A 12,392-nucleotide genomic window follows, 5' to 3' on the forward strand; every position below is an offset into this window, starting at 1 on the left:
GTATCTCAACAAAGGTCAGAAAGTATGAAAGTCGCGTGCGATAACTTACGTAAATTGCTAATGATGAAAGTCACATCGTGTTATTTAATAGAAAAATAGTTTTTCGCGTTAGTAAAACTTATATCTTGAACCATCTTTCCAATTAATTGTTCATCATTTGGTACTTCGCCTTTTTCGATCCAAGTCCCAAGTAAGTCACATAATATGCGGCGGAAATATTCATGCCGAGGGTACGAAAGAAAGCTTCTCGAATCGGTTAACATTCCAATAAAACTACTTAACAACCCTAAGTTTGCTAAGTCAGTCATTTGTTTAACCATTCCATCTTTTTGATCATTAAACCACCAGCCTGAGCCAAATTGCAGTTTCCCCTTTATACCACTTCCTTGAAAATTTCCGATCGCTGTACCAATCACATAATTATAAATCGGATTTAGATGATACAAAATCGTTTTTGGTAATTCATTTTGTTTGTCGAGCTCATTTAAAAAACCATTTAATGATTTCGCTAATGGGAGGTCATGAATGGAATCAAACCCTGTATCTGGACCTAATGTTTCAAACATTCTCTCATTGTTGTTTCGAATCGCTCCAATGTGAAGCTGCATCGCCCATCCTAAAGAAGCATACAGTTTTCCTAAATAAAGAAGAGTATACGTTTTATACTTCATTTCTTCTTGAACTGAAATCGTTTCTCCATTCCATGCTTTCGTAAAAATACGAGATGCTTCTTCATAAGTACACGGTTCAAACGGAACATTTTCAATGCCATGATCAGAAATACGGCAACCGACTTCATTAAAAAATTGTGCTCGTTTTTCAAGAGCCGTTAATACATCTTCATATTCTTTAATTGAGATTTTCGCAGCTTCTCCAAGTTTTCCAATATACTCTTTAAATTGGGGACGGGAAATTTCAACGGCTTTATCGGGACGAAATGTCGGCACAACGTTTGTTGTTATAGCTTCACTATTTTTTATGGTAATGTGATGTTCCAATGAATCAACGGGGTCATCGGTCGTACCAACAACCTCTACCTTGAATCGATTTAATAACTGTTGTGTCGTAAAGTCTTCCTGCTCCAGTAGATGGTTGCAATGATGCCACACTTCTTCACTCGTTTCTTCACTTAGGAGAATATCCAGATTAAAATAACGCTTTAACTCCATATGTGTCCAATGGTAAAGCGGATTACCTACAGTATGGGGAACGACTTTTGCCCATTGTTCAAACTTTTCCTTATCTGTTGCATTACCTGTAATGAAATGCTCATCTACCCCAAACGTTCGCATCGCCCTCCATTTATAGTGGTCTCCTTCTAACCAAATTTCGTATAAGTTTGAAAAAGAGCGATTTTCCGCAATGTCTTTCGGACTTAAATGGCAATGATAATCATAAATTGGCATAGCCTTCGCAAAGTCATGATACAATTTTTTCCCAGCGTCATTATGTAACATAAAATCTTCGTGAATAAACGATGTTTTCATTATAACCCTCCTAAAAATAACAACGTTGTTATTTTGTATTAGAAAATTGAAAAGGTTGTGTCACTAATTATTATCTTACCTTAAATTTCCTATTATTACAATCGAAATTTCCTGTTCTATGAACAAAAAACATAAAAAATATGACCCTCGAACAATATCAAAGTCAACTAACGAATATGAATTTACAAACCCGTTTTCTTTCAGGCCAACTCGGATATCCATTAACTGAACAAGATTTACAGAAAGTGGTGAAAAATATCGAAACACACTTTTCTGTTGTCGGAATAACCGAAGAATTTAATGAGTCGTTATTTTTGATGAAACAACGATTTGGCTTGACCCAAACCTAATATAAAAAGCTAAATAAGTTAAAGAAAAACTCCAATTCACAAAATAGGAAAAACACATGCTCGACATGATTATGCCAATACTACTCTCGACCAACAGCTTTATTCCTTTGCGAAACAATGATTACAACAACAACTCCACCAATTCTATCATACAAAACAATAACAAAAGGCTTCCGAACCCCTTTTTCGCTTTGACGACCAATTGCTCCATTTACGATTCCTTAGTCAATTCTCTTCGCTTTTACTCTCGTTTTGTCCAATAGAACCCTTCTATTAGACACTTCTTACTCAAAACCACTCTGTATTGTCCTTATCGAACCCTATAACACACAATTCAAACGCCCCCCTTTAATAAAAAATAAGGGAGCGTCTTTTCGTTTATAGAATAAGCTTTCAAAGTTTCACTGCTATACCAAAATTTTTCTTTTATGTTAAGAAATCAAAAGTGAGCCCCTAGTACTAAAAGAGACTCACTTCTATTTTGCTTATTCTACTACTCTAGCTCTTGCCGCTTCCCAGCTACTATTTAAGTCAGTCATAATGTCATCAAAGCTTTCTGAACGATTTCCAATAGCCGCTTCAATAATACGTTGTTTAAATCCAGATTGCCATAATCCTACTTCACTTTCATTATCGATCATATCTAACCAGCCTTCTTCTCCTTCTCTATGAGTAGCCTCTGAAATAAACTCCACGCCTAGTTCTTGGAATGCTGATAATGTTTCAGGATAATCTTCACCTACAATTGGTGAAATTCCTCCTTGGTCAATGGCATAATTTGATTCATTAATGAACCAATCTAACCAAGCTCTTGCTGCTTCTTTGTGTTGAGAGTTAGCATTAATCCCGATGTTAAAGTCTCCGCCTACTACAGAATACACTGTACCATCTTGTTGCGTATAAGGGAATGGCATATATCCAATCGAATTAGGATCACTAGCTAATTCCTGCACTTGCGTTATCGCCCAAGAACCAAGAACCATTGTTGCAATTTTTCCATCCGCCATCATTTGTTTCGAAGATTCCCAATCTGTTGTTAATGGGTCACTTTCAATTAAACCTTGGTTTGCTGCATCATACATAACTTTATATAAGATGTAATGTGGTTCACCTTCAGCAAACGGGGCATCCGTGTCAATTAAATGATTAGCAAATTGCTCATCCCCAGCAATAGAAAGACGATTTGGCTCCCATTGGTCTAATGGCCATCCTGCAGAATAGTTCGTGTACAAAGGAATCGCATCTGTCTTGGCTTTAATTGCTTGTAATGCGTCAATAAACTGTTCAGGGCTTGAAGGAATATCAGTAACTCCTGCTTCTTCAAACACATCTTTATTATATAAAATTCCTTGTGCGTTAACTGTAATTGGAATTCCATAAGAAACACCTTCATATGCCATATCATCAGCAAATAAATATTTCTCTAACATTTCATCTGTTTGTCCGAGCGGTTCAAAGAAATGAGGTAAATCTTCTACTGGGACATTATCTGGAATCATAAGAACATCTCCGTATTCTTTTGTACTCATACGAATATTGACTTGTCCTTGATAATCTGTAATCGCTTCAAAGCTTAACTTTACATTAGGATATATTTCATTAAATTGTTTTTCATAGTCTTTGAAAACTGTATCAACAATATCTGTTCGGTGAATAAGTACCGTAATGTCACCGCTTACATCTTCTGGTTTCATTTCAGTTTCTTCTGTTTTTGTCTCTGTCTCATCATTTGTCGTTGGTTCTGTCGTAGTTTGCCCTCCACACGCAGTGACAAAGACTAACAAACTTGCTAGCACGATAAACAACCAGCCTTTTACTTTCATGTAATCTCCCCCTAACATTCATTTAAGTAATCGATAAAGAAATAACCATTCTCAAAAACTTACTCACTATCATATTAAAAACATATTTACTTTATTTTGATTACCTGTATTTCTATTAATTGGAATAAAAGAAAGGAAAATAAGTAAATTTTATTTTTTCCAGGTAATCAGTTGATTAATATACTTTATTATCACCTCACATATTATGATTATTTAACTTATCGTTTAAGTTATAAGTTTATATTATAATGTTTTGTAAGCGATGTCAATTATTAAAAAATAAAAAAGGGAATGATTTTATCCCCCTTTTTAATCTTCTTCCTAACTTATCATTTATCCGGTTTTTTGCTTTATATTCACAACACTTTTAATCCATTTTTTTGACAACGTTCGTTTTAACCCAAAAATCACTCTAGCGATCTCTTGTGTGTTTGCTAGTAAAAAAATAATATAAATAGGATATTGAAGATAGACACCAAGCAACGCTAACGGCAATCCTACCAACCAAACACCAAGTAAGTCTAAATACATCACAAACTTTGTATCCCCTCCTGGTCTTAATATCCCTATATTATTAACCATGTTTAACATCCGAAATGGGATAATAAATGCATAGACAACTAAAACCGCAACTGCATAGTCAGCTGCTTGGTCAGGAATATTGTAAAAACTTACAAACACAGGAGATATGACAAGAATAACTGAGGACACAAGTATCGAAATGACGATTGTTATTTTTAAAAACTTCACACCATAATCAAACGCCTTTTTTTCATCCCCTTCCCCAATACTATTTCCAACCATGACTGATGAAGCATCCCCTAGCCCAATAAATAAAGCCATCGATAACATTAACAACGGGTCAATGATTGTTACTGCAGCAAGCTGAGCCGTCCCCATCTGAGCATAAACCCAGAAATATGTCGTTTCTCCTAGTGTCCAAAATATATGATTTAAAATCGATGGGACCGAAACTGTAACATACCTCTTAATTAATCCAACATCTAAAACCTCTCTAATCGTTAATCCTTTAACATTAGAAAACAATTCATACCGATAACTGATAATTCCCATTAAAATCGTTTGTATGACTCTTGCTATCACTGTTGCAATTGCCGCTCCTTCAATTCCCATTTCAGGAAATCCGAAATGCCCAAATATAAAAAGATAATTAAGCCCTGTGTTTAATGCAATAGCAAATATACTAATATACATCGGACTTCTAACTTCACCCATCGACCGTAATAGAACTGTCATAACAATCGTTATCCCTGTAAAGAAATAACTAATAGCAAGTAAAGTGATAAAATTAGATCCTTGTTCAATCACTTCACCATCTGATGTAAAAACTCCAATAAGCTGACTTGGAAATGAGAAAACAAATAAAGTAAAAACAATGGCGAAAAACGAGATAATTGCGATTGTGATAATCCCTATTTTACTAATTCCCACCTTATCTTTCTTACCCCAATATTGAGCAGCGAATATACCAGCGCCACTAGCAAACCCTTGAAAAATTAAAAGTAACACAACTGTAATTTTGTTCGCTACTCCAACCGCCGCTATACTATTTGCTCCTAATTGACCTACCATTAAAGAATCGACCATATTTAATGCAGCTGTCAAAAAAAATTGTATAGTGATCGGAATCGACAAAGCAGCCATCCGCTTATAAAAATGCTTTTTTTGGTCCAACTCCATTAAGATTACCTCCGATGACATCTACATTGTTCATTTTTGAAAAAGCCATAGAATACCTCCATCGAAAAAAAGAACAGGGAACCCTGTTCTTTTATTTACGAGGTGTTAACTTTAATACGACACATTCATGAGAACGAACTGACCTAATGAGCGTATTATGAACGTTCCCTAAATCGACATTCCCCCAAATATCTTTCACACTAAACGTATCAGTCTGACTAACCGGCAATTCATGCAAATCGACTTCTGCTTCGACTGCGCTTTCTGTTCGATTAAATAATCCGACCGCAAATTGCCCTCCTTCTAGCTCTTTCACCCAATAATCAACGCCGTTTTCCTTTTTAATAATATAACCTTGTTTTCCAAGGGAATCTTGATTAATAGATATAATTTCTTTGTTCATTAACGTCTCTTTTGTCGCATCATCCATCTTTCTAATATCACACCCGATTAATAATGGGGCTGCAGATAAACACCAAATACTAAAATGAGCTCGGTATTCTAACGGCGTACAACCTGGCCCCATCCATTCAGTTGTACCGTTACATCCGACAACGAGCATATCAGGGTCATTCCATCCACCAGGACCAGCATACTGATGCAAATGATGTGTATGATCGATAATATGATTCAACGACCATCCCCAGTTAATATCTTCATCAAAGCTATCTTTTATATCTGGAGTCGTTCGCCACATATGGCCAACTTCCGCTCCCCATGTCCAAGGGTCTGAAGTACCATGTTCACAAATACTAAATAACATCGTTCTACCCGCTTTTATTAAGGCATCACGCATCGTTATATAATCCGTTTTCACATGTCTACCTTCCGGATCTCCAGGAAGAGCACGGAAGTCATATTTCAATAAATCAAATCCTTGGTCTGCAATTAACTTGGCATCACGTTCTTCATATCCTAGGCTACCAGGTTTTTCACCATACGTTTTTTGCCCACACCCTAAATACGTACCAGCTTTTAATCCTCTTTCATGAATATAATCAGTAACCACTTTAAGTCCATTCGGAAACTTTGCAGGGTCTGGTACTAAATTACCTTCACTATCTCTTTCATCAGCCATCCAACCATCATCAATATTGATATACACATAACCTGCATCCCTTAATCCAGATGATACCATCATATCTGCACTTTCTTTAATTAACTGCTCGGTCGGTTCACACCCAAATGTATTAAAAGAATTCCACCCCATTGGTGGTGTGAGCGCTAAATCTTTCCCAAATTCTTTTGAGTAACTTGACATATGACAATCTCCTCCTTATTTTCATTACTTTATCGTTTACTTTATAAGTGTACATGGATACTTTTCTCATTCATATGTCATAATGACCTTTATATATGGTATAATGCTAGATATATTAATGAACAAGGAGGTAAAAATGCAAACTTTAGTCTACCTTCCGAAAAGTCTACCATACCTTGATTTGCACGTTACTCAATTTGGAAAAGAACAATGTTCACCTCGGCATTTCCATGGTCCCGCTATGAGGGAATATTATTTAATCCATTATGTAACGAAAGGAGAAGGGCTTTTCAAAACAGAAAATGAGGTTTATCATCTCAAGGAAGGAGAAGGTTTCATTATATGTCCTAATGTAGTTTCTTATTATGAAGCATCCGAAGAACATCCATGGCAATACTATTGGATCGGCTTTAACGGGCTACAAGCTGAAGCTATTTTAGCTCAAGCTAAATTGTCAGCGCAAAGTCCTACCTTTGTTTATCATAAAATTAATCATTTATCCTATTTATTTGATGAACTCATTCGTACTAAAGAAAAAGAAACATTTACATTGGAGTTAAGAGGTTTAAGTACCCTTTATTCTATCCTTTCTCTTTTAAAAGAGACGAATCATTTATCGACTAGCACCAGTCAAAAGAAAAACAACCCTAAAGAGCTCTATGTAAAGAAGGCCATTGAATTTATTGAAATGAATTATGCCAATAAAATAACTGTGGAAGAGATTTCACGCTTTATTGGTCTTGACCGAAGTTACCTTAACTCACTATTTAAGTCCTTTGTTAATTCAAGTATTCAGGAGTACCTTATTCAATATCGGATTGGAAAAGCTTGTACTTTATTACATACGACCTCTCTTTCTGTTGGTGACATCTCAAGGTCTGTCGGATACGAAGACCCGCTCGTTTTCTCTAAGTCTTTCAAAAAAATACAAGGTGTTTCACCTAAACATTACCGTTCAGACCGAAACCATAATAGAGAAGAAGAGACGTGACTATGCCGTCTCTTCTTCTGTTACCTTCTCTACACCCTTGCGATACCATTGCTTTAACACTTGCTCTGCCTTTTTTCCGTATATATCAAAACCTACATTTTTATGTGCTTCTTCTTTAGCATATAGCTTTGTACTCCAGTCCCACCAGAAAAAGCCAGCAAACCACGGCTCATTCCAAAACACTTTTAATACTGAGCTATAAAAAGCAGCTTGCTCCTCTTCACAAAAAGGAAGTTCTGTATGTTCGAAATCCCAAGGCATTGTCGCACATCCAGCAGCACTTCTACAACCTATTTCTACAAATAAAATCGGTTTATTAAACTTTTTGTGTAGTGCTACCATTTTTTCTTTCACTTTCAACCAATTTTTAATCATTGTATCTTCAGTATCCCCGGCCTTAGTAGCAACAGGATAATATGCACTTGTACCAATAATATCCACGTCAGAAAACCAATCTACTCCATCTTCTTTCCCATGATTCGCATTGTAAATAAGCGGTCCGTTATACACTTTACGAACTTTACTTATCACTTCTTTCCAATACGTCGTCTTCGATTCTGTATTAATCATTTCACAACCAACACAAAACATGTCACAGCCTAGCTCTTCGGCAAGTTCAGCATAATGAAGTAAAAAGTTTGTATAAGAAGTAAACCAACGATCCCAGTAATCTATCGCATCATCAGGGAAACCAATTCTTGCTCTCCAAAGTCCATCTTTCGAATTAACAACTGGCTTTAAACAAACCTTTAATCCTAAGTCCTTCGCTGTTTTTACAGCAAATTCAATATCACGGTCCGTCATCGTAAACCCATAATCAAACGTAATATCTGTAGCTGAAAAAGAAGATTGATAAGTGAAAAAAGATAATGCAATCCATTCACTACCGGTTTCTTTTAACATTTTCAAAGATTCAACCGCTTCTTGTGTTCTGTATGCACCTCGTGTTGTATTCCAACCATAAGTCATACCTTTTATAAAGAATTCTTTCAAACTCTTTCACTCCATTCTAGTCATAGCTGTTTATTTTTCTATGAGTGATAATTGAAACCATTGATAGATGTTATTCTCTACTATTTGACTGATCCTTCTGTAAAGCCATTGTAAATGTATTTTTGTAATGCTAAAAACACTATTAAAGTAGGGATAATAACGATAATAATCCCAGCACATATCACTTCCCACTGAGAACCATACGGCCCTTGGAACCTAAATAAAGCTGTGGACACCACTTGTAATTCCGGTTTTGGCATATAAAGAAACGGCATATAAAAGTCGTTATATATCGCAACACCTTTAATAATAAAGACGGTCGCCATTGCTGGTTTAAGCTGTGGCAAAATGATTTTTCGATAGATTGTAAAATAAGAAGCCCCGTCTAGCATTGCAGATTCATCTAAAGAAACCGAGACACGGTCAAGAAACTGCAAAAAGATATACACGGCTATAATATCTGTACTCATAAAGATAATAATGACTGCCCATCTTGTATTAAATAAACCTAACTCATTTATAATTTGGAATGTTGCTACTTGTGTTGTTACAGCCGGAATTAAAGCAGCTAGTAGAAATAATCCAATTAATACTTTGCTTCCCCAAAATTTAAATCGACTTAGTACATAAGCAATCATCGTTCCTATAATAATCGCAGAGACGATAGAAATAATGAGAATAATCGTTGTGTTAATAAAGCCTAATAACATATTCCCTTCAAAAAAAGCACGGCTATAATTTTCAAAGTTCAACCAATTTTGCGGAGGGGTAAGCGGACCCGTTGTTGCATATTCATTTGGCGATTTAAATGACGCAAAAAGCACAACAACAATGGGAACTAGTGCAATAAGAACACCTATCACCAATGACCCGTATTTAAAAATATCAGCAAGTAGATATTTAGGATGTTTCATGCTTTACGCCTCCTTTTCTTTAAATAAAAATCGTTGGAGCAATGTAATAAAGATAACAATGATAAGTAAAACAATCCCCATTGCTGATGCTAACCCTACTTTATTAAACTTAAAGGCTGTGTCGACCGTCTGAATAACAAATGTCGCACTACCGTTCGCGCCACCTGTCATAATGTAAGGGATTTCAAATACACTAATTGCACCACTGACCGCCAAGATTAAATTTAATTCTACGATTCTACGAATACTCGGGAGAATAATATATCTAAATTTATGCCAACTATTCGCTCCGTCAATATCAGCTGCTTCATAAATATCTCCCGAAATAGATTGAATAGCTCCTAGAAAAATAATAAAATTGAAACCCATGTATCTCCATACAGATGTTCCCGCTAAGGAAATGTTAATTAAATCCGGATTTCCTAACCAAAGTTGCGCATACTCTCCTAATCCAACTAAACCTAAAATAGCATCAAGTGTACCATCCGGTCTAAAAAAGAATAAAAAGATAAACCCAATGGCAACTCCATTTAATAAATAAGGAAAAAATAAAACTCCTTTAAAAAAGTTTTTAAATCGAACATTAAAAGTTAAAATCGTTGCAAAATAAAGGGCTAAACCCATTTGAATAAAGGTTGCAAAAAAGTAATATAAACTCACGGTAAAAACAGCAAAATATTCAGGTCTCGTAAAGATTTGCGTGTAATTTTCAAGTCCAACAAACGTCATTGTAGGACTAATTCCATTCCATTTATGAAAGCTATAGTAAACCATATTCATTAATGGTAAATAAGAAAAAGTTAATAATAACAACAAAGGTATTGCAGAAAAGCTAACGATAATCAAAATCCGTTGTTGTTTATAATTAAGATTTCTCAAGCTGAATCGCTTTCGTTTAGAATGACTAGATTTCAGCTCATTTTCTGGTAGACTCCCCACTTTAATCCCCCCATTCGTTCCTCGACGCTTTCCTTATAAAGATGGTAAAGGGGGTCCCCCCTTTACCCCTTAATCGACTACTCTTACTCTTCCATTTTCCCATCTTTCATTTAATTCATTTGTAATATCCTCAAACGTTTCTGCACGATTTCCGATTCCAGCTTCAATGATCCTTTGTTTAAAACCTTCTACCCATAAACCTACTTCTGATTCATTATCAATCATATCTAAGAAACCTTCTTCCCCTTCGCGGTGAGGGTTTTCTGAAATGAATTCAACCCCTAACTCTTCAAATGAGGCAAGTGTTTCAGGATAATCTTCTCCTACTACTGGAGAAATCCCACCTTGGTCTACTGCATAATTTGATTCGTTAATAAAATAGTCTACCCATGCACGAGCAGCATCTTTATTTGCTGAATTTACATTTATACCGATATTAAAGTCAGCTGCAACCGCGGAATAAATCGTTCCGTCTGGCTGTGTAAAAGGAAACGGCATGTATCCAATTGAATCTGGATCTGAAGCTAATTCTTGCACTTGTGTAATCGCCCATGAACCTAATACCATCGTGGCGATTTTGCCATCTGCCATCATTTGTTTTGAAGATTCCCAATCTGTCGTTAGTGGGTCGTTTTCAATTAGTCCTTGCTCAGCTACATCATACATCACTTTATATAATGTGTGGTGTGGTTGTCCTTCTACAAAAGGATGATCCGTATCTACTAATTGATTTGGAAAATCAGCATCGCCTGCAATTGAAGTTCGGTTTGGCTCCCACTGATTTAATGGCCATCCTGCACTATAATTTGTGTATAAAGGAATCGCATCTGTTTTTTCCTTGATTGCTTGTAACGCTTCTAAAAAAGCTTCTGGTGTTGCTGGTACACCAGTTACACCTGCCGCTTCAAATACATCCTTGTTATAAAGAATCCCATTAGCATTAATTGTAATCGGAATGCCATACGTCACACCTTGATACGCCATATCGTCTGCAAATAAATATTGTTCTAACATTTCTTCTGTTGCTCCTAACGGCTCAAAAAAGTGTGGTAAATCTTCGACTGGAACATTATCCGGAATCATGAGCACATCACCATATTCTTTCGTACTCATTCGAATATTCACTTGCCCTTGATAATCTGTAATCGCTTCAAAACTAACGTTTACATTTGGGTATGTTTCATTAAATTGTGCAGCATATTCTTTAAAAACCGTATCGACGATATCTGTTCGATGAATTAACACCGTTAGCTCACCTTCAATTTCATCCGGTGATACATTTATTAACTCGCCATCTTCTCCAAGCTCTGGGACTGGTGTTTCCCCTTGTCCCCCACATCCAACCATCGTTAAAGATACGACTGCTATCGTAGCCATTAACCATCCTCTTACTTTTTTAAACTTACTCATATTTTCTCCCCCTAAGTTTTATATTAAGTTATCGTTAAAGTAATAAGTTAATAATATCCTGTTACCGCTTTCTTGTCAATAATTGATCTCTTTTTTTATTCATTACATATTCTTTCATTTTGGCAGATATCGAAAGAATAACAACCAACACATCCCATATCTCTTTTTTGCGGTCAGAGCAGCCGTTATTTATGAACATGATACTGGTTTCCATGTTTTAGCGGCCACAGGAGCACTTATTCACGCCAAAGCCACTCTATTCCTAGCGTTATATTATGATTAACTGCTCCTGTGTCCACCAACGTTCCAAAACGCTAGCAATGTTCACAGATAACGTCTTTCATGGCCGCTTACTTACCATAAGAAAAACGCGGAGCGTCTTTTCGTTTCAAGCGAAGTGCGGATCCCTGCCCACTTTTGACAGTGAACCACAAGTGCTCTTCTTGGGGTGAAACGCGAAGGTGCGCTGGTGCGCAGCCTTCGCTCTTCTTAAATAAGTTTTCATACCTTCGCTGCTAGCCCA

At 36.2% G+C, this 12,392-nt stretch carries 10 protein-coding genes; 2 read left to right on the plus strand and 8 right to left on the minus strand.

What is annotated here, in order from left to right; genetic code table 11:
• Positions 1-80 precede the first annotated feature (80 nt).
• Positions 81-1,487, minus strand: coding sequence for a glucuronate isomerase (uxaC, locus tag T323_RS0117930; RefSeq protein ID WP_026674515.1), 1,407 nt, complete (start codon positions 1,485-1,487; stop codon positions 81-83).
• Positions 1,488-1,627: 140 nt separating this feature from the next.
• On the opposite strand from uxaC, the gene T323_RS0117935 reads away from it, so the two are divergent.
• On the plus strand, positions 1,628-1,837 hold the full coding sequence (locus tag T323_RS0117935) for a hypothetical protein (protein WP_026674516.1): 210 nt from the start codon (positions 1,628-1,630) through the stop codon (positions 1,835-1,837).
• 485 nt (positions 1,838-2,322) lie between these two features.
• Here T323_RS0117935 and T323_RS0117940 read toward each other — a convergent pair whose 3' ends face one another.
• The 3 genes from T323_RS0117940 to T323_RS27055 form a co-directional block, all read right to left on the minus strand.
• Complete coding sequence (locus tag T323_RS0117940) at positions 2,323-3,660, minus strand: ABC transporter substrate-binding protein (RefSeq protein WP_026674517.1); 1,338 nt, start codon at positions 3,658-3,660, stop codon at positions 2,323-2,325.
• Between the two features lie 333 nt (positions 3,661-3,993).
• Positions 3,994-5,361: an MATE family efflux transporter gene (locus tag T323_RS0117945; RefSeq protein WP_245613745.1), complete on the minus strand. Its 1,368-nt coding sequence runs from the start codon at positions 5,359-5,361 to the stop codon at positions 3,994-3,996.
• A 91-nt stretch (positions 5,362-5,452) separates the two neighbouring features.
• Complete coding sequence (locus tag T323_RS27055) at positions 5,453-6,622, minus strand: glycoside hydrolase family 27 protein (protein WP_084309318.1); 1,170 nt, start codon at positions 6,620-6,622, stop codon at positions 5,453-5,455.
• A 136-nt stretch (positions 6,623-6,758) separates the two neighbouring features.
• Here T323_RS27055 and T323_RS0117955 point away from each other — a divergent pair, with 136 nt between their 5' ends.
• A complete protein-coding gene (locus T323_RS0117955; RefSeq protein WP_035179143.1) occupies positions 6,759-7,613 on the plus strand; it encodes an AraC family transcriptional regulator in 855 nt (284 codons plus the stop codon).
• Here the strand turns inward: T323_RS0117955 and T323_RS0117960 are convergent, their stop codons facing one another.
• From T323_RS0117960 to T323_RS0117975, 4 genes are all read right to left on the minus strand, one after another.
• Positions 7,614-8,606 (minus strand): glycoside hydrolase family 113, encoded by a 993-nt coding sequence (locus tag T323_RS0117960; protein ID WP_026674520.1) that lies wholly within the window; start codon positions 8,604-8,606, stop codon positions 7,614-7,616.
• A gap of 80 nt (positions 8,607-8,686) precedes the next feature.
• On the minus strand, positions 8,687-9,520 hold the full coding sequence (locus T323_RS0117965; RefSeq protein WP_026674521.1) for a carbohydrate ABC transporter permease: 834 nt from the start codon (positions 9,518-9,520) through the stop codon (positions 8,687-8,689).
• 3 nt (positions 9,521-9,523) lie between these two features.
• On the minus strand, positions 9,524-10,435 hold the full coding sequence (locus T323_RS0117970) for a carbohydrate ABC transporter permease (RefSeq protein ID WP_373279345.1): 912 nt from the start codon (positions 10,433-10,435) through the stop codon (positions 9,524-9,526).
• A gap of 93 nt (positions 10,436-10,528) precedes the next feature.
• On the minus strand, positions 10,529-11,869 hold the full coding sequence (locus T323_RS0117975) for an ABC transporter substrate-binding protein (RefSeq protein WP_026674523.1): 1,341 nt from the start codon (positions 11,867-11,869) through the stop codon (positions 10,529-10,531).
• Between the last annotated feature and the right edge of the window lie 523 nt (positions 11,870-12,392).

Origin of the sequence: Alkalihalobacillus bogoriensis ATCC BAA-922 (assembly GCF_000621445.1) — a bacterium.
Lineage (GTDB): Bacteria > Bacillota > Bacilli > Bacillales > Bacillaceae_F > Bacillus_AO > Bacillus_AO bogoriense.